This window comes from Terrabacter sp. AAH1 (assembly GCF_054456855.1).
The window spans coordinates 1-25,235 of the sequence record NZ_JBTJJV010000019.1; the positions used below are offsets into that span (position 1 = coordinate 1).

Below are 25,235 nucleotides of genomic sequence, written 5' to 3' on the forward strand. Positions count from 1 at the left end.
CGCCCAGAGCTGGACCAGGATCCTCTGGCGCTGCTGGCACGACCACGTGCCCTACGACCCCGACCTACACGGACGCTTGGTGGTCCTCCAACAACAGACCGCTTGACATAGGGCTCTCAGTGCTCGAGGGCCTTCTCCATGGCGTCGGCCACGGCTCCCGGCAGCACTCCCGGCTCGGCCCGCAGTCCCGCGACCGCACCCACCCGGTCGGCGTCCGAGCGGTTCTGGCCGAGCTTCGCCTTGCCCTCGACGGACTCGACGACCACCTCGACGCCGACGATCCCGAGCAGCTGCCCGCGGAGGTACTTCTCGGGGGCGTCCGCCACGTGCCACCGCCCCTCCCGATGGGCCTCGTGGCGCTCGGTCAGGCGGGTGACGACGTCGAGCACCCAGTCGGGGTCGTCGTGCACCGTCACGGCCCCACGCAGGTGGACCTCGCTGTAGTTCCACGTGGGCACGACGCGCCCGTGCTCGGCCTTGGCGGCATACCAGCTGGGCGAGATGTAGGCGTCGGCACCGGTGACGACGACGAGACCCGGCGATCCGGGCACGATGCGCTCCCACTGCCCGTTCTTGCGGCCCAGGTGACCGAGCACCCGGTCACCCTCGACGACGATCGGCAGCAGCGTCGCGTCCGGGACCCCGTCGGGACCGACGGTGACGAGGTGGGCGGACGGCTGTGCCTCGAGGAAGGCGTGCAGGTCGGACTCGGCCATGCCGAAGGCCTTGGGGACGTACATGCCTCGATCGTCGCATGCGCCCGTCGAGCCTCGGCAGCACGGAGCCCGCCGCAGGGAGGGGCGGCGGGCTCCGTCGACGAGAGGTCTTCAGCTGTGGCGGTGCGGCGCCCGCCGGACGGCCGGCCGGGGCTGGGCCGACCACGGTCGGGGGCTGCCGGCGGGCGGCGACACGGCCGTCGCCGGAGCCCCTGCCGGGGTGGTCTGGGCCGCAGCTGCCGGGTCGAGGCGCTCGGCGATGCTGCGCAGGAGGTGCGCGGCCCGGACGCCGCGTCGCACTCGGGTGGGCTTGGGCGCGTGGTGTCGCTCGGCGACCCGCTGGTGGATCAGCTCGCGGGCGAGCGCCTCCTGGAGCGAGAGGCCGACCGTGCTGCCGCTGCCGTACGTGCCGCTGTAGGTGCTCATGACAGGCTCACTTTCGCTCGCTTGACGCGGATGTCGCCGCTGCCGGAGTGGACGGAGAGGCCGGCTCGGGCCTCGGAGTCCCCGGGGCCGTCGGTGCTCTCGAGGTCGACGTCGACGTCGCCCGTGACGCTGTTGAGGTCCAGGTAGGTCGCGACGCCGTTCGCGATGCCGATGCTGACGTCGCCGGTGCCGGTCTTGGCCTGGACCTGGCCCCCGTGCACCGCGCCGAGCACGACGTCGCCGGTGCCGGTCATCAGCTCGAGGTCGCCGGTGCTCGCGTCGATGTGGAGGTCGCCCGAGCCGGTGCGGGCCTTGACGCCGGCGTCGGTGCGCCGGATCGAGATGTCGCCGCTGCCCGAGACGAGGTCGAGTCGGCCGCCGGCCGATCCGATGGAGACGTCACCCGACCCGGTCTTGGCGTTGACGTCACCGCGGCTCGACTGCAGGGTGAGGTCGCCCGAGCCGGACTTGAGGTGCGCGGAGCCGACCTCGTGGAAGGTGAGGTCGCCCGCGCCGGTGCTGACCCGCACGTCACCGAGCAGGCCGGTGGCGGCGACGTCGCCAGCGCCCGTCTTGGCCTCGACCGTGCTGCTCGTCGGCAGCTCGATCTCGACGTCGACCGAGCCCTTGGAGCCGAAGGCGAAGAAGCTCTCGCGCTTGGGGGCGATGACGACGACGTCGTTGCCGTGCGCCTCGACGGTGAACTTCTCGGCCATCTCGGCGCCGCTCTTGCCGCGGGGGACGAGCCGGACGGTCGTGGTCGGCGCCTCGCCCGCCGTCAGCGTGACGTCGCCGACGAGGAGCTCGACCTTGAGGTTGATCGGACCCGTGGTGTCGAAGCGGGTCTCGAGGTTGGTGCTCATGGGATGTCCTTTGTCTCGAAGAGTGCGTATGCCGTGTGGCGGGTGCGTGAGGGCGGGTGCGTCGCCGTGGGGCGGGTCAGCGCACCCAGCCCTGGACCCGCTTGTTCGAGGAGCGGTTGCGCCCTGGCGCGCCGGGACCGAACTGGGGGCCGGGGGGCATCGGCGGGAAGCCGGGCGCGGGCCCCGGGGCTGCCGTCGCCGCCCGCACGGCATTGACGATCCAGGTGTTGAGCGACTGGCCCCGGCTCGTGGCGAGCTCTTCGGCACGGGCCTTGAGGACCTCGGGCAGGCGGAGGGTGATGCGGGCGGTCTCGGGCCCTTCATCCTCGGCTGACACCGCAGTGGTGTCATCGGTGCGCACGCTCTGGGTGTCCTCGGCGAGGGCGGCCGGGCCGGCGCCGACGACGACGAAGACGGGCTCGCGGCCCTGGAGCCGAACCTCGACGGACGTGCCGTCGAGCTCGTTGGTGATCTCGGCCGCAGCGTGCGACAAGGCGTCCATAAGGGCCAGCCGCGCCGACGAGTCGAGGGCGAAGCCGATGCGCTCGGCGGCCTGCTCGGTCTCCGGACCCATCGCCCTGGCCGCCTGGGCGAGATCCCGACGCAGTGCGTCGACGTACTCCGTGATGTCCATGCGCATCACTATGACACCAGCATGGTGTCACGTCAACACCATGCCGACGCAGAGGCTGACGCGGGTACGTTCCGAGAGCCCCTCTCCACCCCTCGCCCAGCCCTCGAAAGGTCACCGATGCGCAGCCTCGGCACCTCCGACCGTCCCTCCGTCCGGGCCCTCTCCCACGCCATCGAGAAGGTCTCGTCCCGCACCCGGTCGCGGCAGTTCGTCCGGGTCATGCACCGGATGGGCGCCTCCCCCGCAGCCATCCTGCCGATCGTCAGGGAGTCCCCGAACTTCAAGGGACGGCGCTTCGAGGGCGAGGAGCCCTCGCTCCGGCCCCGCATCAAGGCCCAGACGAGCGCCCTGCTCGCCGCCATCCGCGTGCACGGCCGGGGCGAGCCGGTCGGCACCGTGCCCGTCGTCGCGGCCGAGCCGCCGCAGCAGCCGGGCGAGCTCGCCGTCACGTGGTACGGCCACGCCACGACGGTCATCGAGATCGACGGCGCGCGCTTCCTCGTCGACCCGGTGTTCAGCGAGCGGGTGTCACCGATCCGACACGCCGGCCCGAAGCGCCTGCACGAGGTGCCCGGCTCGATCGCCGACCTGCCCAGCATCGACGCGGTGCTCATCAGCCACGACCACTACGACCACCTCGACCAGCCCTCGATCGTCCGGCTCGAGCAGACCCACCGGCCGCACTATGTCGTGCCGCTCGGCGTCAACGCGCACCTGCTCGCGTGGGGCGTGCCCGAAGAGCGCATCACCGCCCTCGACTGGCGCGGCGAGACCGAGGTGGCCGGCATCCGGCTGACCTGCACCGAGGCCCGCCACAACTCGGGTCGCGGCCTCGTCGACAGCCAGACCCTGTGGGCCGGCTGGGCCCTCCACGGCCCCGCGCACTCGGCCTACTTCCCCGGCGACTCCGGCACGTCGAAGCGCTTCGCGAGCATCGGCGCCGACCTCGGCCCCTTCGACCTCACGCTCATGCCGGTCGGCGCCTACGACTCGTTCTGGCCCGACATCCACATGGACCCCGAGCAGGCCCTCGCCGCCCACCGCGACGTCAACCGCATCGGCGACGACGCCGAGGCGCTCGTGGCCGACGACGCCGGCGTGGCGGACGGGTTCATCGCCGGCGACCAGCGCATCGACACCCCCGGCGGGGCGCACGAGGAGGGCGAGCCCACCGAGACGACCCGCACGGTGCGCACCGCCGCGCGCGAGTCGCTGCTCGTGCCGGTGCACTGGGCCACGTTCAACCTGTCGATGCACTGGTGGGCCGAGCCCGTACGCCGGTTGCGCCGTGCTGCTGCCGAGGCCGGCGTGCCCGTCGCCTTCCCCCGCGTCGGCCAGCGCGTCGACCTCGCCGGTGACGACGCGCGCTCCGTCGCCAAGGCGCACTCCGACCCGTGGTGGGAGGTCTGCTCGGCGGCCGAGGACCGCGACTGACGTTCACACGGCCGTCACCCGATCTCCACGGGGGAACTCGGGCGACTCCCCCGTCGCTGGACGAGAATGACGGTGGCCCTTCCCGGGGCCGCCGACCGTGATTGCACGACAGGCAGGAGAAGCCAGTGCAGCTCCCGATCCTGCGCCGGATGGGCGCCCCGACCGCGACGCAGCGCAGCCGCGCCGCCGGCTCGCCGAACTACCGCGACGGTGAGTTCCGTTCCCACGAGCCGACGCACGTCGTCGCCACGTCCGAGGCCGAGGGTCCCGGCAGCATGCTCATGACGATGGTGCGCGAGTTCGGCCGTGGACGCCCCCGCGGCACCGTGCCCCTCGTCCGGCCGCGCCACCCGCACGAGCCCGCCGACCTCGCCGTCACGTGGTACGGCCACGCGACGAGCGTCGTCGAGCTCGACGGCCGCCGCTTCCTGCTCGACCCCGTCTTCGGCAACCGTGCCTCGCCGTCGGTCGTCGCCGGACCGAAGCGGCTGTACCCCGTGCCCGGACCCATCGCCGAGCTGCCGCACCTCGACGCCGTCGTCATCAGCCACGACCACTACGACCACCTCGACGAGCCGTCGATCCGGCAGCTCGAGCGCACCCACCGGCCGCACTACGTCGTGCCGCTGGGCGTCGACGAGCACCTGCGCTCCTGGGGCGTGCCGACGGGACGCATCACGAGCCTGGACTGGCGCGAGGAGACCGAGGTCGCCGGCATCCGCATCACCTGCTGCGAGGCGCGCCACTTCTCCGGTCGCGGCTTCGTGCGCAACCAGACGCTGTGGGCGGCCTGGTCGCTGCACGGGCCGCAGCACTCGGTGTTCTTCGGCGGCGACTCCGGCCCGACCCACCGCTACGCCGACATCGGCGCCGACCTCGGGCCGTTCGACCTGACGATCATCCCCATCGGCGCCTACAGCGTGCACTGGCCCGACATCCACCTCGACCCCGCCCAGGCCATCGAGGCACACCTCGACCTCAACAAGGGCGAGACCGACTCGGTCATGCTGCCGATCCACTGGGCGACCTTCAACCTCGCCACGCACTGGTGGAGCGAGCCGATCCGCTGGGCCCGCCGCGCCGCTGCCGAGAGCGGAGTCCGCCTGGTCGCACCCAAGGTCGGCACGCGGATCGAGCTGAGCGGCAACGACATCGACGAGGTCGTCGCCGCCCACCAGGACCCTTGGTGGGAGGCCTGCGCCGCAGACGCCGACCGCGACTGACCTCTCCCTCAGGTGTCTGCGGCGGCGCTCTCCGTGGGCCGGAAGATCCAGCGCTTCATGGCGACGAACCGCACGGCCGTCGACAGCACGTTCGCGACGGCGACGACCGCGGTCTGCACCGCTGTGCCGGACTCGGGCGCGACGCGACCGAGCACGGCGAGCGCGAGGGTCGTGGCGGCATACGTGATCGCGAAGATGACGAGGGCCTGGCCGTGGTGCGACACCATGCGCTCGCGGCCGGTCACGCCGAAGGTCCACGCCCGGTTGGCCGCGGTGTTGACGATCGTCGCGACGACGAGCGCGACGCCGTTGGCGAGCTGCGACCCGAGGCCGGCGTGCTCGAGCGCCGCGAAGAGGCCGAGGTGCAGGGCAGTCGAGAGCACACCGACCCCGGCGAACCGGATCACCTGTCGGGACAAACGGATCCGCGCCACCGGCGAGGCCACGTGCGTGGCCCCGCCGGTGCGGAAGTCGGTCATGGCCGCGCTCACTGAGCCGACGACACGGGCTGGGTCAGGTCGTAGAAGGTGGAGCCGTCGATCTCGACCGAGGTGAAGTTCGCCTGCACCCAGGCGCTGATCTCGGACGAGGCGCTGCTGCCACCGTTCTGGTTGCCGAAGCCGCGCCCACCACCGGCGAAGTAGTGGATCTTGCCGTCGGCGACGTACTGCTGGAACTGGGCCAGGGTCGGGCTCGGGTCGGAGCCGTTGAACCCGCCGATCGCCATGACCGGCAGCTGCGTGCCGAGTTGGAGGCCGGCCGCGGTCTGTGAGCCGATGGCCGCGGCGACCCACGTGTACTGGTCGGCGTTGGCCGACAGGGCCGCGACGACGGCGGTGCTGGGCGTCTCGGCGTTGAGCAGGCCACCCATGGCGCCCCCTCCGCCCTGCGGCCCACCCGGGAATCCGCCGCCGCCACCCGGGCCGCGGCTGGAGCCGGCGGGACCCGCGGTGACGATCGACCCGGAGTGGCCCTGGGCCGTCGTCGACACGGCATACGCCCCCGGGCCGGCGAGTCCCGCGACGAGCGCACCGGCGACGACGAGCGGCACGGCGCGCACGTGCAGCCAGCGCGTCGCGAGGATGAGCAGGGCCGCCGCCATGCCGACCGCGAGCACCGAGACGCGCAGCCAGTCGCCGTATGCCGTCGTGCGGGACAGGAGGATGAAGCTCCAGGTCGCCGCCGCCGCGGTCGCGAGCGCGAGGACGACCGTGCCGGCACCGCTGGCGCGGCGCTGCCAGGCCTCGACCGCGCCCATGCCGACAAGCGCGCCGATCGCGGGGGCCAGGGCCACCGTGTAGTACTCGTGGAAGATGCCGGCCATGAACGAGAAGACGAGCATCGTGACGACGAGCCAGCCGCCCCAGACGAGGTAGGCCGCGCGGCGCAGGTCGGTGCGCGGGCGCCGGCCCCGGAACCACAGGCCGGCCGCGAGCAGCACCAGCGCGCTCGGGATGAGCCACGAGACCTGGTCGCCGACGCTCGAGGAGAACATCCGGAACAGTCCGGTCGCACCCCAGTTGCCGCCGCCACCGCCACCGACGGAGCCGGTCTCGTCACCGTTGATGCGGCCGAGACCGTTGTAGCCGAAGGTCAGCTCGAGGAACGAGTTCGTCTGGCTGCCACCGATGTAGGGGCGGGCAGACGCGGGAATCAGCTCGACGATCGCGACCCACCAGCCGGCCGACAGCACCATCGCGCCGACGGCGAGCAGGGAGTGGACGATCCGCCTCCGCAGGGTCGTGGGCGCCGCGACGAGGTAGGCGAGGCCGAAGAACGGCACGACGAGGAGAACCTGGAGAGTCTTGGTGAGGAAGCCCAGGCCGATGAAGACGCCGACGACCATCATCCACTTCGGGGATGCCTGCTCGATGGCCTTCACCGTCGCCCACGCGCCGAGCGCCATGAGCAGGGTGAGGAGGGCGTCCGGGTTGTTGAAGGTGAACATCAGGGCCGCGACCGGCGTGAGCGCGACGACGGCGCCACCGATGAGACCCGCGGCGGCACCGAACTGGCGCTTGACCGTCGCGTAGACGACCCCCACCGTCGCGACGCCCATGAGGGCCTGCGGGAGGAGGATCGCGAAGGAGCTGAGGCCGAGCACCCGCACCGACAGGGCCATCACCCAGAGGGAGGCCGGGGGCTTGTCGACGGTGATCGAGCCGGCCGCGTCGGAGCTGCCGAAGAAGAAGGCCTTCCAGCTGTCGGCGCCGGCCTGGACGGCCGCGGAGTAGAACGAGTTCGCGTAGCCGCTCGCCGTGAGGTTCCACGTGTAGAGCACGAGTGTCGCAACGAGCAGGCCGAGCAGCGCCGGACGCGCCCAGACGGGGTCTGCGTCGGGCCCGCGCCACAGGCGCTGGAAGCGGTTGGGACGACCCGCACGGGCGGCGGCGGGCGTCGAGTGGGTCCGGGGGCGCGGGTCGGCCGGCCCCGAGGGCGCCGGTGCGGAGCTGCCCGCCGTGCCCGTGGTCGTGAGGGTCATGGTGTCCATGGCTCAACGCTCGGGCCCGCGGCTGTGCCGTTGCTATGACCCGACTTTGGTGCGGGAATGAGCACCCGTGGCCCGGGCCCTGGCGGGACCTCAGACGGCGGCGGGGAGGAGCAGGCTGAACGTCGTGTCGCCCGGCTTGCTCTCGAGCTCGACGCGACCGCCGTGGGCCTTGCTCACCGCGGCCACGATCGACAGGCCGAGGCCGGTGCTTCCGCCGGCCCTCACGCGCGCGTCGTCACCGCGGGCGAAACGCTCGAAGACGTTGGGCTGCAAGGTCTCCGGCACACCAGGACCGTCGTCGTGGACCGCCACGCGAACCCACTCCCCCTCCGGGCGCACGGACGTCGTGACACGGGTGCCGTCGGGGGTGTGCGTGCGGGCGTTGCCGAGGAGGTTGGCGACGACCTGGTGCAGGCGTGCCGCGTCACCCCGGACCTCCACCGGATCGGGCGGCAGGTCGAGGTCCCACCGGTGGCCCGGCGAGGCGGCGTGGGCGTCGCTGACGGCGTTGATGACGAGCATCGACACGTCGACCGGTGCCTCCTCGAGCGGGCGGCCGGCGTCCAGTCGCGCGAGGAGCAGGAGGTCCTCGACGAGCGAGCTCATCCGGTTCGCCTCGGACTCGATGCGGCCCATGGCGTGGGTGACGGTCTGCGGCACGGCGTTCGGCTCGCGGCGCGACAGCTCCGCGTAGCCCTTGATCGACGCGAGCGGCGTGCGCAGCTCGTGCGAGGCGTCGGCGACAAACTGGCGCACCCGCTGCTCGCTCTGGTGGCGCGCGTTGAGGGCCTCGTCGACGTGGTCGAGCATCTCGTTGAACGCTGCTCCGACCTGGCCGACCTCGGTGCGCGTGTCGGTGTCGGCGGCGTCGACGCGCTCGGCGAGCGCCACCTTGCCCGAGTGCAGCGGCATGCGCGAGACCTTCGTCGCGGTCGCAGCCACCCGACGCAGCGGCTCGAGGTTGCGCCGCACGAGCCAGGTCCCGAGGACGGCGACGAGGATGATGCCGGCCCCGACTGCCATCACCACGACGACCACCATCTGCTGGATGGTGCGCTGCACCGGCTCGATGGGCAGGCCCACGACGAGCGCGCCGGGAGTCACGGGACTCGATGGACTCGCCTGCAGACCCGCGGACAGCGAGCGAAGCCGATAGGTGCCCAGGCCCGTCAACGTGACGTTCTCCGGGTCCCGGCCCAGTGCCGCCATGTTGAGCGCCGTCAGCTGGGACGACGTCAGGACCTTCCACTCCCGCTCGACCGACACCCGGCCGAGAGGGATCGGGTAGTCGTCCGTCGGGCTCGACGGGATGAAGGCCACCAGTCCCTCGTCGCCGGGGCCCCGTGGCCCGTGCTCGGTGGCATCGAACTCGATCCCGCGACGGTCGACGAAGATCTGCTGGATCGCGGTGTTCAGCTGGTCGTCGACCTGGCCGGTCAGCTGCCGGTCGAGCGCAACGACGGTGAAGGCACCGATGGCAGAGCTGAGCACGGCGAAGAGCGCGAGGGTCGACGCCACGAGCTTGGCGCGGAGCGTCCAAGCCGACCACGGCCGCACCCGGTCCTGGGCGTCGGCGAGGCGCTCCCGCAGGGTGCGCTGGTCCTCTGCGGGCTCTTCGGAGGCAGCACCGGAAGGGAAGCCGGCCGCGGGAGCGAGGGGGACGGCATACGTGCGCGTGTCGTCGGTGCGCTGGTCGGCGGGCTCGTCGGTGAAACCGACCTCCGGGCCCCGGAGGTCAGGGGCGGGCGCGCCGTCGGCGTCGGGCAGGTCGGCGGGGTCGGGAAGGTCCGGGCGCTCGGGTCGGTCGAACTTCTCGACGGGCGCGTCAGACGGCCGGCTTGAGGACATAACCAGCCCCTCGCATCGTGTGGATCATCGGCTCGCGACCCGCGTCGATCTTCTTGCGGAGGTACGAGATGTAGAGCTCGACGACGTTGGCCTGCCCGCCGAAGTCGTAGTTCCAGACACGGTCGAGGATCTGGGCCTTGGACAGCACCCGCTTGGGGTTGCGCATCAGGTAGCGCAGCAGCTCGAACTCCGTTGCGGTCAGGTGGATCTCGTCACCGGCGCGCATGACCTCGTGGCTGTCCTCGTCGAGCGTGAGGTCACCGACGACGAGCACCGAGTCGGACGACGAGACCGCGACCGTGGTGCGCCGCATGAGGGCGCGGACGCGGGCCACGACCTCCTCGAGCGAGAAGGGCTTGGTGACGTAGTCGTCGCCGCCGGCGGTGAGGCCCGAAACGCGGTCCTCGACGGCGTCCTTGGCGGTGAGGAAGAGGACCGGAACGTTGCTGTTGTCGGCGCGCATGCGGCGCAGCACCTCGAGCCCGTCGAAGTCCGGCAGCATCATGTCGAGGACCACCGCGTCGGGGTCGAACTCCCGAGCGGCGCGCACGGCCTCCATGCCGGTGCCTGCGGCCCGCACGTCCCACCCCTCGTAGCGCAGGGCCATGCCGAGCAGCTCGGTGAGGTTGGCCTCGTCGTCGACGACGAGCACCCGCACCGGGGAGCCGTCGAGGCGCTGGAGGCGGGCCGCTGCGGGCTTGGTCTTCTCGCTCATGTCATCCAGTGAAACCTGTGGGGCTGTGCGGTGACCAGCACATCCCTGTGCGAATCCTGTGGAGCGTCTGTCCCGAAGTCCCAGCACCCCGACGGGTCAGCCACAGCGCCTGCACAGGCAGTGGTTCGACCGTGGCTGTCATGAGCAACGAGTCCACCACGCCGGGCCCGGCCGAACAGCCGCGGCCGAGCCTGCCGCAGTTCGACCCGAAGGGGCCGGACACCCAGGTCCTTCCGGCGTCCCCGCCGACGAGCGAGCTCCCCGTGACGCCGCCGAGCACCCCCTACGCGTATGCCGGCATGCCCGCTCCCGAGGGCCCCTCCCCCATCGCGGGCCCGTCCGTCCCGACGGCGGCCACCGGTCTGCAGCCGCGGACCGACCCTGCGGGCCGCTGGAGCGCGAAGAAGACCGCCGTGACCGCCGGTCTCGCGCTCGTGCTGGCCTCGGCCGGCGCGATCGGCGCTGCTGCAGCCATGCCCGCGGGGTCGTCGGGCGGGGACTCGTTCCGGGGTCCGGGCGGTGGCCGCAGCTTCCAGCTGCCCGGTGGCAACGGCCAGGGCGGCTTCGGCGGGCCGAACCAGCAGCTGCCCAACCTCCAGAACGGCGTGCCGGGTGGGGGCCTGAGCGGCATGGACCCGAACCAGCTGAGCCAGCTCGACCCGCAGGACCTGCTCGACCAGCTGGACCAGCTCGACCAGCTCGACCAGCTCGACCAGCTCGACCCCGGCGTCGACCCGTTCTCGCGCAGTGACCCCGACGACGACGGCACCGCCGGAGGCAGCAAGACCACCTGACCCCCGCATGGGCACTGGACGGCTCAGCGCGTCGCGCGCAGCCCCGCGGCGTAACCCTCGAGCGCCCTCGTCGCCCGGCCGACCTCGTCCTCGACCCGGGCGACGAGGGCTTCGTCGGCGAGGCGCCCGGCAGCTCCGAGGTCCTCGACCTGCTTGCACACGTCGGCGAGCACCGCGGCGCCGAGGTTGGAGGCGGACCCTTTCAGCCCGTGCGCGATCCGGCCCTGGCTCTCCGCGTCACCCTCGGCGTGCGCGGCGCGCAGGTCGGTGACGCGCTGGCGGGCTCCCTCGCCGAAGCGGTCGATGAACCGCAGCAGCAGCGACGGGTCACCGGGCTCGAGGTCGCGCAGCTCGGCGAGCCTCCGGTCGTCGAGCACCGGGGGTGTCGAAGGTTCCGGCACGGCCGGGGTCACGGGCGTCTGCGGCTGGGCCCGGTGTGCCCCACCGGTCCAGCGTTGCAGCGTCGAGGCGAGCAGGGCGACGTCGATCGGCTTGGTCAGGAAGTCGTCCATGCCGGCCTGCAGGCACCGCTCGCGCTCTCCGGCGATCGCCGACGCCGTCATCGCGATGACGGGCAGCCGCCGGCCGTCCGGCTCCTGCGCGCGGATCTCGCGCGTCGCCTCGTAGCCGTCCATCTGCGGCATCTGGCAGTCCATGAGCACGGCCGCGAGCTCTTCGCCGTGGTGTCGGTGGGCGGCCACCCCCTCGACGCCGTTGCCGGCGAGCACCACGGCATACCCGAGGCTTTCGAGGATGCCCTTGGCGACGAGCTGGTTGATCTCGTTGTCCTCGACGACGAGGACGGTTCCGAGGGGTCCGTCGGCCCCGGACGGCACCACGACGGCGGTGGCACCCGCGACCCCGACACCGTGTCCGACGTCGTCGGGGAGCACCAGGTCGCGACCGGCGACGTCGGACATGGTGTCGAAGAGCGCCGACGGCATGACCGGCGCGGTGAGCGTCGAGTCGACGCCCGAGTCCGTCAGGGTCGTCGCATCGGGTGGTGGCACGTGGGCACACACGAGCACGACGCGTACGCCCGCGAAGCGCTCGTCGGAGCGGATCAGCCGCGCGACCTCGAGCCCCCCGACGCCCGTGCCGGGGTCGTCCAGCACCACGACGTCGACCGGCGAGCCGCCTCGCTCGGCCCGGTCGAGCTCGACGAGCCCGTCGACACCCGTGCTCGCGGCCGTCACCGACATCGACCAGGCGGCCAGCTGCTCCTCGACGCGTCGGCGGTGGTCCGCGTTGGCGCCCACGACGAGCGCACGCAGGCCCGACACGGCCGCGACCTGCGACTCGGTGCGGCCGAGGCCACCTGTCGTCCGGGTGGCGAAGGCGGCGGTGAACCAGAACGTGCTGCCCCGGCCCGGCTCGCTGACGACGCCGATCTCGCCCCCGAAGGCCGTCACGATCTGCCGGCTGATGGCCAGACCGAGACCGGTGCCGCCGTACTCGCGCGTCGTCGACGAGTCGCCCTGCGAGAAGGACTCGAAGAGCCGCGAGCGCACCTCGGGCGAGATGCCGGGCCCGGTGTCGGTGACCTCGACGCGCAGGACCGGACCGGCGGCCGTCTGGCGCTCGAGCGACAGGTGCGCCGAGACGCTGCCCGTGTCGGTGAACTTGACGGCGTTGGTGGTGAGGTTGGCGATGACCTGCCCGAAGCGCACCGGGTCGCCCGAGACCATCAGCGGCACGTCGGCGGAGTGGGTCACCGACAGGTTGAGCGACTTGGCGCGGGCCCGTTCGGCGAGCAGCGCCACCCCACGCTCGAGCACCGCGGCCGGGTCGAAGTCGACCGCTTCGAGCTCGAGCCGCCCGGCCTCGATCTTGGAGAGGTCGAGGATGTCGTTGACGAGCTCGAGCAGGACGCGTCCCGCCTGGTCGATGCCGTCGGAGAGGCGCCGCTGGTGCGGGGTCAGCTCGGTGCGGCCGAGCAGCTCGGAGAGGCCGATGACGCCGTTGAGGGGCGTGCGGATCTCGTGGCTCATCGTCGCGAGGAACTCGGACTTCGCGCGCGAGGCCTCCATGGCGGCGTCGCGGGCGTCGGCGAGCCGCTGCGCCGTCCACTCGCGGTCGGCGACCCGGGCGAAGAGGGCGGTGAGCTGCGTGATCGTCGCGGCGTCGGACGCGACGGGCGGCGCGGTGCTGCGCATGTCGAGCACGACGACGCAGGCGACGCGGTCCTCGGCGATGACCGGCACGGCCACGATGACCGACCCCGCGGGCGACGCGTCGGCGACGACGGTGCGGTCGGCGGCGGCCCGCGCCGCGAACTCCATGCCGACCTCGACCTGCAGCGTGCTCACCTCGGTGCCGTCGGGCGCGACGATCGGCGACCCGAGCGCACCTCCCGCGTCGAGGACCGTCGCGAGCACCGGCCGCCACGTCGTGTGCCGGGCCACCTCGACGAGAACGGCGGGCAGTGCCTCGTCGAGCGTCGCCGACTCGTTGGCTGCGGTCGCGAGTGCCGTGACCAGGCCGAGGGCCTGCTCGGCGTCCTTCTGCTCGGTGATGTCGTGCGCGGTGCCACCCATCCGGATCGCGTTGCCCTCGGGGTCGCGCGTGACGAGCCCGCGGCCGCGGATCCAACCGGTCTCGCCGCCCGTGCGCAGCACCCGCGCGTCGAACTCGAAGGAGTCCTCGGAGGTGACGGCCGCACCGACCGTCGCGGCGACGTGGTCGCGGTCGTCGGGGTGGATGCGGGCGAGGAAGCCCTCGTAGGTGGGCGCGAGCTCGCTGCGGTCCATGCCGTAGATGCGGTAGAGCTCGTCGGACCACGACACGCGGTCGCTGCCGACGTCCCACTCCCAGCTGCCGATCTTCGCGATGGCCTGCGCCTCGGCGAGCTGGTCGAGCAGCTTGCGCTGGGCGCTGTGCTCGCTGACCCGGTGCATCCAGCCGCGCCGGCGGCCCGACTCGTCGACGAGCGGCGTGTGCGACACCAGGGCCCAGAACCGCTCGCCGCGGGAGTCGAGCAGGCTGCACTCGAGGTTGTCGCCCGGTTCGCCGCGCGTCGCGAGCTCGTCGAGGTGCCGGCGGAACTGCACCTTGCCGACGTCGTCGACGGCCTCGAAGACCGAGAAGCCCACCATCTCATCGGGGTCGCGACCGAGCAGCTGAGCCATCCGGGCGTTGGCGAAGAGCGTGCGGCCGTCCTCGTCGAAGACCCACAGCCCGTCGGGGGACGCGGCGACCATCCAGCGGAAGAGCTCCTCCCCCACCGTGGCGTCTTCGTCCGGAATTCCCGACATGCCCAGATCCTCGCCCATTCCGGGGCCGCTCGCCCGGAAGTCACGCCGCGCACCTACGATCGGGTCGACCTCTCCTCTCCGATCGGAGCCCGCGTGACCCAGCCTCCCGGCGACCTCGACGCCCGCGAAGAGCCGCACGACGACAGCGTCGGCGCCCGCCTCAACTGGCTGCGGGCCGGTGTGCTCGGCGCCAACGACGGCATCGTCTCGACGGCCGGCGTCGTCGTCGGCTTCGCCAGCGCGAGCGACGACCGGGCGGCGATCATCCTGGCCGGCATCGCCGCCCTGGCGGCGGGCGCGATGTCGATGGCTGCCGGCGAGTACGTCTCCGTCAGCACCCAGCGCGACTCCGAGCGCGCGCTCATTAAGCTCGAGAAGCAGGAGCTGCACGACGACCCTGACGGCGAGCTCGAGGAGCTGACCCAGCTCTACGAGGCCAAGGGCATGAGCCGGGGGCTGGCGGTCGAGGTGGCGCGCGAGCTCACCGCGCACGACGCCCTGGCGGCGCACGCCGAGGCCGAGCTCGGCATCGACCCCGACAACCTCACGAGCCCGTGGCACGCCGCCGGCGCCTCGATGGTGGCGTTCGTCGTCGGCGCGCTCCTGCCGCTGCTGACGATCACCTTCAGCCCCGAGAGCGTCCGCATCCACGTCACCGTCATCAGCGTGGCAGCTGCCCTCGCGCTGACCGGCTGGGTCAGCGCCCGGCTCGGCCGCAGCCCGGTGCCGCGCGCCATCGCGCGCAACGTGGCCGGCGGGCTCGCCGCCATGGCGGTCACGTACGCCATCGGCGCGCTCGTCGGGGTCAGCCTGGGCTGAGCGAGCCCGTCCCCCGACGGCTCCGCTGGGACGACGCACGCGGCATACGGCACCGACCACGCCCGGCGGGCTGTAGAGTCGATCTGTCTCCAGCGGCCCGTTCTTGGGCCGATGCCGTATGCCGGCCGGGGACGTCGGGCGCGCGACGGCGCGTCCACCGGGACTCGGGCCGAGTCCGCCGCCGACACCGCGTCACCCGTTCGACTTGGGGTGAGGGTGCCGTTCCGGGCATCGGACCCGCGTCCGCCGCGTCATCAGGAGGAACATGGCAACGCGCGTCCGCCGCCGACCCGACGGCCAGGGCCAGAACCAGCGCAAGGACGACCCCGCACCGCTCATCCCCGTGCTCGCCCGCAGGGTGCGCGAGGTCGAGTCCCGGGTGTCGAGCAAGGGCAAGGCCAGCCCGACGAACCGCACCAAGTTCCTGGTGGTCGCCCTGCTCATGCGCTCCGAGCGGGCCCGGGTGCGCGACGACGCGACGATCCCCGGCGGCACCCGCGCCGACCTGCTCAAGCGCCTCGACGGCATCGCGACGATCCTCGCCCAGATCGCAGCGCGCGACACGAGCCTGCTGACGCTGCTCGACGCGAACGCCAAGCCGGGGCCCGCGGCCCAGCAGATGCGCCGCGACTGGCTGCTCGAGTCGGGCGCCGAGCTCGCCGAGGAGGACCTCGTCATCCAGGCGCCGGAGCCGCCGCGGCCCGTCGTGCCCCCGCAGATCGCCGCCCGCCAGGTCACGCCCCAGTCGGTGCCGTCGCGCGCCCTCGCCAACCCGTTCCTCACGCCCGACCTCGGCCGGGCTCAGCAGGAGTACCTGCCCGGCCGCCTCGCCGGTTGGGACCTGCTCAGCCCGCTCTACCGCGCCTTCGAGCAGGGCGCCGGCGGCGAGGCCGCCTCGATGGAGCTGCCGCCGACGCCGCAGATCGACCGGTTCTCACCGCCCGGTTCGCAGCTCATGGTCCACCAGTCGCGCTTCCTCCAGAGCGTGCAGGAGGGCCACCGCACCTTCCTGCTCGCCGACGAGCCGGGCCTCGGCAAGACGGCGCAGTCGGTGATGGCCGCCTCGATCGCGAACGCCTACCCGATGCTCGCGGTGGTGCCCAACGTCGTGAAGATCAACTGGGCCCGCGAGGTCGAGCGGTGGACGCCGCAGCGCCGGGTCACGGTCATCCACGGCGACGGCAACGACGTCGACGCGTTCGCCGACGTCTTCGTCGTCAACTACGAGATCCTCGACCGGCACTTCGGCTGGCTGTCGAGCTTCGGCTTCCGCTCGATGGTCGTCGACGAGGCCCACTTCATCAAGAACCTCGGTTCGCAGCGGTCGCAGCAGGTGCTCGCCCTCGGCGACCGGCTGCGAGCCACGACACCCGGCGGCAACCCGCTGCTCATCGCCCTCACCGGCACGCCGCTCATCAACGACGTCAAGGACTTCGACGCGATCTGGCGCTTCCTCGGCTGGATCAAGGACGGCAAGCCGGCCCCCGAGATCGTGCGCGAGCTCGACGGCATCGGCCTCACCCCCGCCGACCGCGGCTTCTACCCCGAGGCGCGCCAGGTCGTCATCGACCAGGGCATCGTGCGCCGCCGCAAGGTCGACGTGGCGAAGGACCTGCCCGACAAGCGCATCGCCGACATCACCGTCGAGCTCGACGACGACCTCGGTCGCTCGATCCGCGCGGCGGAGAAGGCCTTGGGCGACAAGCTCGCCCGCCGCTACCGCGCCTTCCTGGCCGAGGCCAACGCGACCGAGATCCCGGGCGAGCCCGACGAGGCGCTCATGCGCCGGGTCGCCGCGGGCGAGCTGCGTGCCGGCTCCGGCGAGAAGTCCGACGGCAAGAGCACCGAGAGCGTCTTCAGCCTCGTGCGCCGCATCGGACAGGCCAAGGCCCGCCTCGCGGCCGACTACGCGGCGCAGCTGTCTCACTCGGTCGGCAAGGTCGTGCTCTTCGCCAAGCACATCGACGTCATGGACACCGCCGAGCACGTGCTCGCCGAGGCGGGTCTGCGCACGGTGTCGATCCGCGGCGAGCAGACGACGAAGCAGCGCACCGACGCCATCGACGGCTTCCAGAACGACCCCGAGGTCTCCGTCGCGGTCTGCTCGCTGCTCGCGGCCGGCGTCGGCATCAACCTCCACGCCGCGTCCAACGTCGTGCTCGCCGAGCTGTCGTGGACGGCTGCCGAGCAGCAGCAGGCGATCGACCGTGTGCACCGCATCGGGCAGGACGAGCCGGTCACCGCCTGGCGCCTGCTCGCCGCCGGCACCATCGACTCGCGCATCGCCGAGCTCATCGACGCCAAGCAGGGCCTCGCGGCGCGCGCGCTCGACGGCTCGGACGTCGACGTGGCGAGCGGCGACACGGTCCAGCTCGACGCGCTCGTCGAGCTGCTGCGACGTTCGCTCGCCGAGGTCTGACTCCGGGACGTACGGCCCTACCTCCGCACCGGTCCCGGCGATGGACTGGTGACGTGCCGCTACCCCGCGGCCTCGAGGAGGAGACATGAGCACCACCATGCACGCGATCGTCTACCACGGCCCGGGCCACAAGGCCTGGGAAGAGGTGCCGAAGCCGACCGTCCAGGCCGACACCGACGCCGTCGTCAAGGTCGACACCGTGACCATCTGCGGCACCGACCTGCACATCCTCAAGGGCGACGTCGCCGCCGTCACCGACGGCCGGATCCTCGGGCACGAGGCGGTCGGCACGGTGGAAGAGGTGGGGCCGGGCGTCAAGAACGTCAAGCCGGGCGACCGCGTGCTCGTCTCCTGCATCACCGCGTGCGGTGCGTGCCGCTACTGCCGCGACGGCAGCTACGGCCAGTGCATCGGCGGTGGCGGCTGGATCCTCGGCCACAAGATCGACGGCACGCAGGCGGAGTACGTCAGGGTCCCGTTCGCGGACACGTCGACGTACGCCGTCCCCGAGGGTGTGACCGACGAGGAGGTGCTCATGCTGGCCGACATCGGGCCCACGGGCTACGAGGTCGGGGTGCTCAACGGCCGGGTGCGTCCCGGCGACGTCGTGGCCGTCGTGGGCGCCGGCCCGGTCGGGCTCTCCGCCATCATGGGCGCCAAGCTCTTCAGCCCCGCGCACGTCGTGGCCATCGACCTGGCCGACGCCCGGCTGGAGGCGGCCAAGCAGTTCGGGGCCGACGTCACGGTGAACCCCTCCCACGAGGACGCCGTCTCTGTGGTCCGGGCCCTGACGCAGGGACTGGGCGCCGACGTGGCGATCGAGGCGGTCGGGGTGGCGGCCACGTTCGAGCAGTGCACCGCCCTCGTGCGCCCCGGCGGCACGGTCGCGAACGTGGGCGTCCACGGCGGTCCGGCCAGCCTGCACCTGGAGGAGCTCTGGATCAAGAACGTGACCATCACGACGGGCCTCGTCGACACCTACTCGACGCCGACCCTGCTGCGGCTGCTGGCGACGCACCAGGTCGACCTGGCGCGGTTCGTGACGCACCGCTTCGCGATGGCCGACTTCCTCGACGCCTACGACACGTTCGCCCGCGCGGCCGAGACCGGCGCGCTCAAGGTCGTGCTGACCGGCTGAGTCCCTGCCGCACGCGCCGGCTCAGAGGTCGAGGTGCATGATGCTGAGGCCCACCCGCTCGCCGTCCGGCAGCTGGTGGGCCCTCGGCACCGTGCCGATCACGGTGAAACCGAGGCTCTCGTAGAGCCGCACCGCGCTCTTGTTCGTCGCCACCACGGCGTTGAACTGCATTGCGGCGAAACCGGACCGGCGTGCCCACTCGATCGAGTCGACGACGAGCGCTCGGCCGACGCCGAGACCACGGGCGTCCGGGGCGACCATGTAGCTGGCCGTCGAGACGTGCGCACCCGGGCCCGGACGGTTGCGCCCCATCTTGGCAGTGCCGAGCACGCGGTCGCCGTCGACCGCGACGCTCGCCCGCCCGCCGGGGCCGTTCTCGAGCCAGATGGCCCGGGCGTCCGACTCGGACAGGTCGACGGGGAACGGGAAGGTGTCTCCAGCCCGCACGACCTGCTCGATGATGGGCCACACCTGCGCCCAGTCCGCGTCGGCGTAGTCACGGACCGTCACTGCACTTGCCACTCGGGTTTCCTCATCTCTCAGGCACATTCGCGTCGAGCTCACTCAACCACGTCACCGAGGTCGCGTCGGACGGCATACGCCAGTCGCCGCGCGGCGAGAGCGAGCCCCCGGCGACGACCTTGGGCCCGTTCGGCAGCGCCGAACGCTTGAACTGGTTGGCGAAGTAGCGCTTGACGAAGACCTCCAGCCAGTGCCGGATCGTCGCGAGGTCGTATGCCGTCCGCTCGGCCTGCGGGTAGCCGGCGGGCCACTCCCCCGCCTCGCTGTCACGCCACGCGTTCCACGCGAGGTAGGCGATCTTGGACGGCCGGTAGCCGCGGCGCAGCATGTGGAAGAGCGTGAAGTCCTGCAGGGCGTAGGGCCCGATCATGGCCTGAGTGCTCTGTGGCTTGTCGCCGTCCCTGGCCGGCACGAGCTCGGGGCTGATCTCGGTGTCCAGGATCGAGGTCAGCGTGCCGGCGACCTCCTCGTCGAACTGGCGGGAGGAGACGACCCACCGGATGAGGTGCTGCATCAACGTCTTCGGCACGCCGGAGTTCACGCCGTAGTGGCTCATCTGGTCGCCCACGCCGTAGGTGCACCAGCCGAGGGCCAGCTCCGAGAGGTCGCCCGTGCCCAGCACGATGCCGCCGCGCTGGTTGGCGATGCGGAAGAGGTAGTCGGTGCGCAGCCCGGCCTGCACGTTCTCGAAGGTGACGTCGTAGACCTCCTCGCCCCGGCCGAACGGGTGGCCCATCGCCGAGAGCATCTGCGTGGCGGCCGGGCGGATGTCGAGCTCCTCCCACGTGACGTCGAGCGACTCCATCAGGGCGATGGCGTTGCTCTTCGTGTGGTCGCTCGTCGCGAAGCCGGGCATCGTGAAGGCGAGGATGTCGCTGCGGGGGCGGTCGAGCCGGTCCATGGCCTTGGCCGCGACGATGAGCGCGTGGGTCGAGTCGAGGCCGCCGCTGACGCCGATGACGACCTTCGGCTGGCCGATCGCTCGCAGCCGCTGCTCGAGGCCGGAGACCTGGATGTTGTACGCCTCGTAGCAGTCGAGCGCGAGCCGTGCCTCGTCGTCGGGCACGAAGGGGAAGCGGTCGACCTTGCGGAGCAGGCCGATGTCGCCGGCGGGCGGCGACAGCTCGATCTCGACGGTGCGGAACTCGCCCGTGCGGCCGGCGAGCGTGCGCCGGTTGTCGTCGAAGGTGCCCTGCCGCTGCCGTTCCTGGCGCAGCAGGTCGAGGTCGATGTCGGCGACTGACCGGCGCGGCCCCTCGGGGAACCGCTCGCTCTCGGCGAGCAGCGCGCCGTTCTCGTAGACCATCGTCATGCCGTCCCACGACAGGTCGGTCGAGCTCTCGCCCTCACCGGCGGCGGCGTAGAGGTAGGCGGCGAGGCAGCGGGCCGAGGCGCTGCGGGCGAGCAGGTGGCGGTCCTCTGCGCGGCTCACGGTGATCGGCGACCCGGACAGGTTGGTGAGCACGGTCGCGCCGGCCAGGGCGGCCTCGTGGCTCGGCGGCACGGGCACCCACATGTCCTCGCAGACCTCCACGTGCAGCACGAAGCCGGGCACGTCGGTGGCCTTGAAGAGCAGGTCGGGCCCGAAGGGCGCCCGGTCGCCCGCGACGTCGATCGTCTGGCCGCGCTGGTCGTCACCGGGCGCGAAGTGCCGCCGTTCGTAGAACTCGCGGTAGGTGGGCAGGTAGGACTTGGGCGCGACGCCGACGATGCGCCCGGCGTGGATGACGACTGCGCAGTTGTAGACGCGCGAGCCCTTCTCCAGCGGCGCGCCGACGACGAGCACCGTCGTGAGGTCGGCGGTGGCCTCGGCGATGCGGGCCAGGGCGTCGTCGACGGCGTCGAGGAGGGGGTCCTGCAGGAAGAGGTCGTCGATGGCGTAGCCGGAGAGGCACAGCTCGGGGAAGATCGCCAACGCCACGCCCTCGTCGGCGAGGTCACGGGCCTCGGCGATCACGGCGTCGGCGTTGCGCTCGGGGTCGACGGCGACGATCGGCAGGGTGCAGGCGGCGACGCGGGCGAACCCCTGGGCGTAGGAGCTGTAGAAGTCCATGGCCACAGTCAATCGCACGCGGTGCGCGCGGCGTGTGACGCGAGCCTCGCCACGAGGGTGGGCCCGACGCTGGGCACGACGGGTCCAGACCTCCTACAATTCGTAGTAGTCGAGCTCTCGCCCGATGCGACCCGGAGGAGGCCACCATGTCCGACACCACGCACACCGACCCGTACAGCAACCTGGTCCAGGAGCTGCACCCGGAGCAGTCGTGGGGCTTCCTGCGCGAGCGCGAGTTCGGGCGGCTCGCCTTCCACCTCGTGGGCGAGGTCCACATCGTGCCGATCAACTACGCGGTCGACGGCGAGCGCCTCGTCTTCATGACGGCCGAGGGCAGCAAGCTCTTCGGCGTGACGTCCAACAACGACGTCGCCTTCGAGGTCGACGAGGTCAAGGGTGACCACGCGACGAGCGTGATCTGCCGCGGCCGGGCCCACGTCCTCGAGGGGCAGGCCGCCTACGTCGCCGAGCGGCTGCCGGTGCGGCCCTGGGTCGGCACACCCAAGACCGTCGTCGTCGCGATCCAGGTCGACGAGATCTCCGGCCGCCGCTTCACCCTGAGCCGGCCCTGGCTGCGGGACCTGCCGGCCGACCCGCCCGTCTGACACCTGCTGCGCCGGGCACCCCACCGGGTGTCCGGACCGCCGGCTCAGCCGACCGCGTCGCGGGCGGCGACGAAGGCGTCCACGCAGGCGCGCACGTCGGCCTCCGAGTGCGCCGCCGACAGCTGCACCCGGATGCGGGCCTTGCCGCGCGGAACGACCGGGAAGCTGAAGGCGATGACGTAGACGCCGTTGCCGAGCATGTGGTCGGCGATCTCGGCGGCCCGGCGGGCGCCGTCCTCACCGGGGAACATGACCGGCCGGATGGGGTGCGTGCCCGGCAGCAGCTCGAAGCCCGCCTCGGTCATCAGCGTGTGGAACAGCTGCGTGTTGGCCTTGAGCGTCTCGCGCTTCTCGGCCGAGCTCTCGACGAGCTCGAGGGCCGCCATGGAGCCGGCCACGACCGACGGCGCCACGGAGTTGCTGAAGAGGTAGGGCCGCGAGCGCTGGCGCAGCAGGTCGACGACCTCTCGGTGGCTCGACACGTAGCCGCCGCTCGCGCCGCCGAGCGCCTTGCCGAGGGTCCCGGTGATGATGTCGACGCGGTCCATGACGCCGAAGAGCTCGGGTGTGCCGCGGCCACCGTCGCCGACGAAGCCGACGGCGTGGGAGTCGTCGACGAACACCATGGCGCCGAACTCCTCGGCCAGGTCGCAGATCTCGTCGAGCGGCGCGTACGAGCCGTCCATCGAGAAGACGCCGTCGGTGACGACGACCTTGCGCTTGGCGCCCGCCGCCCGGGCCGCCTCGAGCTGGCTGCGCAGGTCGGTCATGTCGGCGTTCTTGTAGCGGTAGCGCATCGCCTTGCTCAGGCGGATGCCGTCGATGATCGACGCGTGGTTGAGCTCGTCGCTGATGATCGCGTCCTCGGCGCCGAAGAGCACCTCGAAGACACCGCCGTTGGCGTCGAAGCACGAGGAGTAGAGGATCGTCGCCTCCGTGCCGAGGAACTCGCTGATGCGTGCCTCGAGCGCGGTGTGCAGCGTCTGGGTGCCGCAGATGAAGCGCACCGAGGCCATGCCGAAGCCCCACTGGTCGAGAGCCTTCTTCGAGGCCTCGACGACACCGGGGTCGTTGGCGAGCCCGAGGTAGTTGTTGGCGCAGAAGTTCAGCGCCTCGGCCTTGAGCGTCGTCACGTGAGCCGACTGCGGCGAGGTCAGCTCGCGCTCGTTCTTGTAGAGGCCGGCGTCGCGGATCTCCTGGAGCGTCGCGGTGATCTCGTCCTTCACTGAGCCGTACATCGGTGTCCTTCGCGGGTCGGTCGGGTGGCGGGGGCGCGTGTGGCGGCACCCAGCGTATGCCGCCCCGGAGGACCCGACACCCCCACCGGGTGCCCCTCGGACGGACTTCGGGGAAGCCGCCGTGGAGCCCGTTCACCCGGCGTAGCGTGGTCGACACCTGATTCCTCGGGGGACCACAGCCAGTGAGGCGGGAACATGCCTGAGTTCATGGACGTGCACACCAACATGCCCGGGGTGACCACGGAGGCGCTGATGGCAGCGCACCAGGCCGACCTCGACATCCAGGACGAGGAGGGCGTGAACTTCAAGCACGCCTGGGCCGATCCCAACACGGGTCACGTCTTCTGCCTGTCGGAGGGCCCGAGCGCGGATGCCGTGAAGCGCATCCACGAGCGCACCGGCCACCCCGCCGACGAGATCCACGAGATCACCGTCACCGCCTGACCCCGCCGACCGGGGCCGGAGGAAGGAGTGAGGCCATGACGACGCGACAGGGAAGCCTCGCCCTGCTCGAGGACGAGGTGGCCCAGCGGCTGCTGCAGTCACCGCTGCCGGCCCGGCTGGCGTACACCTGGACCGACGGGACGCCGCGGGTGGTGCCGATCGGGTTCCACTGGAACGGGGAGGAGCTCGTGTTCGGAACGCCGACGGACGCACCCAAGATGCGGGCGCTGCGTGACGGCATGCGAGTTGCTGCCACCATCGACACCGGCGAGATGCCCTACAAGGTTCTGCTGATTCGCGGCACCGTCCGCACCGACGTGGTCGAGGGCGTCGCTCCCGAGTACGAGGCGATGACGATGCGTTGCCTGGGCGCCGAGCAGGGGGCGGCGTGGCTCACCAACCTGAGGGCCATGACGACCGACATGGCCCGGGTGTACCTGACCCCGGACTGGGTGGGGATCATCGACTTCGAGACGCGCTTCCCCAGCGCGATCGAGCGCGCCATGGAGCAGGCTGCGGGGGCGCAGTAGCGTCGGGGAATGGGACCAGAGCGGCGTGACCGCTTCGCGGCGGCTCGCGTCGCCCGCTTGGCGACGGTGGGTCCTGACGGCTTCCCGCACCTGGTGCCCGTCGTGTTCGTCGTGCTCGGCGACGAGGTGTGGAGCGCCGTCGACCACAAGCCGAAGTCGACCCGGGAGCTCCGGCGCCTGCGCAACATCCGAGCCAACCCGCAGGTCAGCCTTCTCGTCGACCACTACGACGACGAGTGGACCCGGCTCTGGTGGGTACGGGCAGACGGCCGGGCGACCGTTGTGGAGGGCGGCTCGTCCGGCACCGACGCCGTGCCCGACGACGTGCCCGACGACGTGCTCGGCGACGTGCTCGACGCCCTCGCCGCGAAGTACCCGCAGTACGCGGCCGATCCGCCGCTGGGTCCGTTCGTGCGGGTGCACGTCGCACGGTGGTCGTCGTGGCAGCACGACGCCGGGGGCACCGTCACCGCCTGACGGCATACCTCGCGTAGGTGGTCCCGCCGGCGAAGCGGCGGCAGTCGAGCAGGTCGAGGTCGAGCCGTATGCCGTCGGGCAGGCTCGCCGTGCCGCCCCCGACCACGACGGGGACCCTCAGGAGAGCCACCTCGTCGACGATGCCGGCCCGCAGGGCGTGCACCGCGAGGGTGGGGCCGCCGATGCTGACGTCACGGTCCGAACCGGCCACGAACCTCGCGACGGCGGCCGCGTCGAACTCCCGCTCGAGGGTGGTGCGCGCGGACCTCACCTCCACCAGCGTCCGCGAGTAGACGACCTTGGCGGCCGCCTGCCAGATGCGCGCGTAGTCGTGCTCGACGTCGTCGCCGTCGGTGGGTGCGGTCTCCCAGTAGGCCATGACCTCGTAGAGCCGGCGGCCACAGAGGTAGGTGCCGACGTCGCGCTCGAGGTCGTTGACGAAGGCATGGACCTCGGCGTCCGGGGCCGCCCACTCGAAACCGCCCGAGGAGTCGGCCACGTAGCCGTCGAGCGAGGCGATGGTGGTGTAGAGCAGTCGCGCCATGTGTTGACTGTGTCACTCGCCCACGCTCGGGAGCACGTTCTCGACTGG

General features: G+C 72.0%; 23 protein-coding genes. 10 read left to right on the top strand and 13 right to left on the bottom strand.

What is annotated here, in order from left to right:
* Window positions 1-116: 116 nt before the first annotated feature.
* From ACXR8F_RS20045 to ACXR8F_RS20060, 4 genes are all read right to left on the bottom strand, one after another.
* Window positions 117-740, bottom strand: coding sequence for an FMN-binding negative transcriptional regulator (locus ACXR8F_RS20045; RefSeq protein ID WP_458803200.1), 624 nt, complete (start codon window positions 738-740; stop codon window positions 117-119).
* An 87-nt stretch (window positions 741-827) separates the two neighbouring features.
* On the bottom strand, window positions 828-1,142 hold the full coding sequence (locus ACXR8F_RS20050; RefSeq protein ID WP_458803201.1) for a hypothetical protein: 315 nt from the start codon (window positions 1,140-1,142) through the stop codon (window positions 828-830).
* Window positions 1,139-2,005: a DUF4097 family beta strand repeat-containing protein gene (locus ACXR8F_RS20055; RefSeq protein ID WP_045191170.1), complete on the bottom strand. Its 867-nt coding sequence runs from the start codon at window positions 2,003-2,005 to the stop codon at window positions 1,139-1,141. Before ACXR8F_RS20055 ends, ACXR8F_RS20050 begins: the two co-directional genes overlap by 4 nt.
* Before the next feature lie 76 nt (window positions 2,006-2,081).
* Window positions 2,082-2,639, bottom strand: a complete 558-nt coding sequence (locus ACXR8F_RS20060) for a toxin-antitoxin system HicB family antitoxin (protein ID WP_458803202.1) — start codon at window positions 2,637-2,639, stop codon at window positions 2,082-2,084.
* 117 nt (window positions 2,640-2,756) lie between these two features.
* Here ACXR8F_RS20060 and ACXR8F_RS20065 point away from each other — a divergent pair, with 117 nt between their 5' ends.
* Both ACXR8F_RS20065 and ACXR8F_RS20070 read left to right on the top strand, forming a co-directional pair.
* Window positions 2,757-4,073, top strand: coding sequence for an MBL fold metallo-hydrolase (locus ACXR8F_RS20065; RefSeq protein ID WP_458803203.1), 1,317 nt, complete (start codon window positions 2,757-2,759; stop codon window positions 4,071-4,073).
* 125 nt (window positions 4,074-4,198) lie between these two features.
* On the top strand, window positions 4,199-5,296 hold the full coding sequence (locus tag ACXR8F_RS20070) for an MBL fold metallo-hydrolase (protein ID WP_458803205.1): 1,098 nt from the start codon (window positions 4,199-4,201) through the stop codon (window positions 5,294-5,296).
* Window positions 5,297-5,304: 8 nt separating this feature from the next.
* Here the strand turns inward: ACXR8F_RS20070 and ACXR8F_RS20075 are convergent, their stop codons facing one another.
* The 4 genes from ACXR8F_RS20075 to ACXR8F_RS20090 all read right to left on the bottom strand — a co-directional run bounded on the left by ACXR8F_RS20075 (window position 5,305) and on the right by ACXR8F_RS20090 (window position 10,350).
* A complete protein-coding gene (locus ACXR8F_RS20075) occupies window positions 5,305-5,775 on the bottom strand; it encodes a GtrA family protein (protein ID WP_458803207.1) in 471 nt (156 codons plus the stop codon).
* Window positions 5,776-5,783: 8 nt separating this feature from the next.
* Window positions 5,784-7,787: an ArnT family glycosyltransferase gene (locus ACXR8F_RS20080; RefSeq protein WP_458803208.1), complete on the bottom strand. Its 2,004-nt coding sequence runs from the start codon at window positions 7,785-7,787 to the stop codon at window positions 5,784-5,786.
* 90 nt (window positions 7,788-7,877) lie between these two features.
* Window positions 7,878-9,635 (bottom strand): sensor histidine kinase, encoded by a 1,758-nt coding sequence (locus tag ACXR8F_RS20085; RefSeq protein ID WP_458803210.1) that lies wholly within the window; start codon window positions 9,633-9,635, stop codon window positions 7,878-7,880.
* Window positions 9,613-10,350: a response regulator transcription factor gene (locus ACXR8F_RS20090; RefSeq protein WP_045191165.1), complete on the bottom strand. Its 738-nt coding sequence runs from the start codon at window positions 10,348-10,350 to the stop codon at window positions 9,613-9,615. The genes ACXR8F_RS20085 and ACXR8F_RS20090 overlap by 23 nt, the downstream gene beginning before the upstream one ends.
* Before the next feature lie 140 nt (window positions 10,351-10,490).
* Here ACXR8F_RS20090 and ACXR8F_RS20095 point away from each other — a divergent pair, with 140 nt between their 5' ends.
* Window positions 10,491-11,144, top strand: coding sequence for a hypothetical protein (locus ACXR8F_RS20095; protein ID WP_458803211.1), 654 nt, complete (start codon window positions 10,491-10,493; stop codon window positions 11,142-11,144).
* Window positions 11,145-11,167: 23 nt separating this feature from the next.
* Here ACXR8F_RS20095 and ACXR8F_RS20100 read toward each other — a convergent pair whose 3' ends face one another.
* A complete protein-coding gene (locus ACXR8F_RS20100; protein WP_458803213.1) occupies window positions 11,168-14,398 on the bottom strand; it encodes a response regulator in 3,231 nt (1,076 codons plus the stop codon).
* A gap of 93 nt (window positions 14,399-14,491) precedes the next feature.
* Between ACXR8F_RS20100 and ACXR8F_RS20105 the strand changes: the two genes are divergently transcribed.
* The 3 genes from ACXR8F_RS20105 (at window position 14,492) to ACXR8F_RS20115 (ending at window position 18,774) form a co-directional block, all read left to right on the top strand.
* The gene (locus ACXR8F_RS20105) at window positions 14,492-15,217 is read left to right on the top strand and encodes a VIT1/CCC1 transporter family protein (RefSeq protein ID WP_045191163.1); all 726 of its coding nucleotides are present in this window, start codon (window positions 14,492-14,494) and stop codon (window positions 15,215-15,217) included.
* 265 nt (window positions 15,218-15,482) lie between these two features.
* Complete coding sequence (locus tag ACXR8F_RS20110) at window positions 15,483-17,636, top strand: DEAD/DEAH box helicase (protein ID WP_045191162.1); 2,154 nt, start codon at window positions 15,483-15,485, stop codon at window positions 17,634-17,636.
* A gap of 97 nt (window positions 17,637-17,733) precedes the next feature.
* Complete coding sequence (locus ACXR8F_RS20115) at window positions 17,734-18,774, top strand: zinc-dependent alcohol dehydrogenase family protein (protein ID WP_045191290.1); 1,041 nt, start codon at window positions 17,734-17,736, stop codon at window positions 18,772-18,774.
* A 21-nt stretch (window positions 18,775-18,795) separates the two neighbouring features.
* On the opposite strand, the gene ACXR8F_RS20120 is transcribed toward ACXR8F_RS20115, so the two are convergent.
* Both ACXR8F_RS20120 and ACXR8F_RS20125 read right to left on the bottom strand, forming a co-directional pair.
* Window positions 18,796-19,296 (bottom strand): N-acetyltransferase family protein, encoded by a 501-nt coding sequence (locus ACXR8F_RS20120; protein ID WP_458803215.1) that lies wholly within the window; start codon window positions 19,294-19,296, stop codon window positions 18,796-18,798.
* Window positions 19,297-19,306: 10 nt separating this feature from the next.
* Window positions 19,307-21,349 carry an NAD(+) synthase gene (locus ACXR8F_RS20125; RefSeq protein WP_458803217.1) on the bottom strand — a complete coding sequence of 681 codons (2,043 nt, stop codon included), beginning with the start codon at window positions 21,347-21,349 and terminating at the stop codon, window positions 19,307-19,309.
* Window positions 21,350-21,495: 146 nt separating this feature from the next.
* On the opposite strand from ACXR8F_RS20125, the gene ACXR8F_RS20130 reads away from it, so the two are divergent.
* The gene (locus tag ACXR8F_RS20130) at window positions 21,496-21,954 is read left to right on the top strand and encodes a pyridoxamine 5'-phosphate oxidase family protein (protein WP_045191159.1); all 459 of its coding nucleotides are present in this window, start codon (window positions 21,496-21,498) and stop codon (window positions 21,952-21,954) included.
* Between the two features lie 44 nt (window positions 21,955-21,998).
* Here ACXR8F_RS20130 and ACXR8F_RS20135 read toward each other — a convergent pair whose 3' ends face one another.
* A complete protein-coding gene (locus ACXR8F_RS20135; protein ID WP_458803219.1) occupies window positions 21,999-23,192 on the bottom strand; it encodes a glycine C-acetyltransferase in 1,194 nt (397 codons plus the stop codon).
* Window positions 23,193-23,387: 195 nt separating this feature from the next.
* On the opposite strand from ACXR8F_RS20135, the gene ACXR8F_RS20140 reads away from it, so the two are divergent.
* The 3 genes from ACXR8F_RS20140 to ACXR8F_RS20150 are packed head-to-tail and all read left to right on the top strand — an operon-like array spanning window position 23,388 to window position 24,643.
* On the top strand, window positions 23,388-23,636 hold the full coding sequence (locus ACXR8F_RS20140; RefSeq protein ID WP_045191157.1) for an SCO4226 family nickel-binding protein: 249 nt from the start codon (window positions 23,388-23,390) through the stop codon (window positions 23,634-23,636).
* A 35-nt stretch (window positions 23,637-23,671) separates the two neighbouring features.
* Window positions 23,672-24,166, top strand: coding sequence for a pyridoxamine 5'-phosphate oxidase family protein (locus ACXR8F_RS20145; protein ID WP_458803221.1), 495 nt, complete (start codon window positions 23,672-23,674; stop codon window positions 24,164-24,166).
* 9 nt (window positions 24,167-24,175) lie between these two features.
* Window positions 24,176-24,643, top strand: a complete 468-nt coding sequence (locus tag ACXR8F_RS20150; RefSeq protein WP_458803223.1) for a TIGR03668 family PPOX class F420-dependent oxidoreductase — start codon at window positions 24,176-24,178, stop codon at window positions 24,641-24,643.
* Here ACXR8F_RS20150 and ACXR8F_RS20155 read toward each other — a convergent pair.
* Window positions 24,633-25,187 carry a dihydrofolate reductase family protein gene (locus ACXR8F_RS20155; protein WP_458803225.1) on the bottom strand — a complete coding sequence of 185 codons (555 nt, stop codon included), beginning with the start codon at window positions 25,185-25,187 and terminating at the stop codon, window positions 24,633-24,635. The genes ACXR8F_RS20150 and ACXR8F_RS20155 overlap by 11 nt on opposite strands.
* Window positions 25,188-25,235 lie beyond the last annotated feature (48 nt).

Coding starts and splice junctions, on each gene's coding strand:
- ACXR8F_RS20145 (WP_458803221.1), top strand. CDS start 23,672: ATGACGACGCGACAGGGAAGCCTCGCCCTGCTCGAGGACGAGGTGGCC.
- ACXR8F_RS20150 (WP_458803223.1), top strand. CDS start 24,176: ATGGGACCAGAGCGGCGTGACCGCTTCGCGGCGGCTCGCGTCGCCCGC.
- ACXR8F_RS20100 (WP_458803213.1), bottom strand. CDS start 14,398: ATGTCGGGAATTCCGGACGAAGACGCCACGGTGGGGGAGGAGCTCTTC.
- ACXR8F_RS20065 (WP_458803203.1), top strand. CDS start 2,757: ATGCGCAGCCTCGGCACCTCCGACCGTCCCTCCGTCCGGGCCCTCTCC.
- ACXR8F_RS20045 (WP_458803200.1), bottom strand. CDS start 740: ATGTACGTCCCCAAGGCCTTCGGCATGGCCGAGTCCGACCTGCACGCC.
- ACXR8F_RS20155 (WP_458803225.1), bottom strand. CDS start 25,187: ATGGCGCGACTGCTCTACACCACCATCGCCTCGCTCGACGGCTACGTG.
- ACXR8F_RS20090 (WP_045191165.1), bottom strand. CDS start 10,350: ATGAGCGAGAAGACCAAGCCCGCAGCGGCCCGCCTCCAGCGCCTCGAC.
- ACXR8F_RS20140 (WP_045191157.1), top strand. CDS start 23,388: ATGCCTGAGTTCATGGACGTGCACACCAACATGCCCGGGGTGACCACG.
- ACXR8F_RS20095 (WP_458803211.1), top strand. CDS start 10,491: ATGAGCAACGAGTCCACCACGCCGGGCCCGGCCGAACAGCCGCGGCCG.
- ACXR8F_RS20085 (WP_458803210.1), bottom strand. CDS start 9,635: ATGTCCTCAAGCCGGCCGTCTGACGCGCCCGTCGAGAAGTTCGACCGA.
- ACXR8F_RS20050 (WP_458803201.1), bottom strand. CDS start 1,142: ATGAGCACCTACAGCGGCACGTACGGCAGCGGCAGCACGGTCGGCCTC.
- ACXR8F_RS20110 (WP_045191162.1), top strand. CDS start 15,483: ATGGCAACGCGCGTCCGCCGCCGACCCGACGGCCAGGGCCAGAACCAG.
- ACXR8F_RS20125 (WP_458803217.1), bottom strand. CDS start 21,349: ATGGACTTCTACAGCTCCTACGCCCAGGGGTTCGCCCGCGTCGCCGCC.
- ACXR8F_RS20115 (WP_045191290.1), top strand. CDS start 17,734: ATGCACGCGATCGTCTACCACGGCCCGGGCCACAAGGCCTGGGAAGAG.
- ACXR8F_RS20080 (WP_458803208.1), bottom strand. CDS start 7,787: ATGGACACCATGACCCTCACGACCACGGGCACGGCGGGCAGCTCCGCA.
- ACXR8F_RS20055 (WP_045191170.1), bottom strand. CDS start 2,005: ATGAGCACCAACCTCGAGACCCGCTTCGACACCACGGGTCCGATCAAC.
- ACXR8F_RS20130 (WP_045191159.1), top strand. CDS start 21,496: ATGTCCGACACCACGCACACCGACCCGTACAGCAACCTGGTCCAGGAG.
- ACXR8F_RS20060 (WP_458803202.1), bottom strand. CDS start 2,639: ATGGACATCACGGAGTACGTCGACGCACTGCGTCGGGATCTCGCCCAG.
- ACXR8F_RS20135 (WP_458803219.1), bottom strand. CDS start 23,192: ATGTACGGCTCAGTGAAGGACGAGATCACCGCGACGCTCCAGGAGATC.
- ACXR8F_RS20075 (WP_458803207.1), bottom strand. CDS start 5,775: ATGACCGACTTCCGCACCGGCGGGGCCACGCACGTGGCCTCGCCGGTG.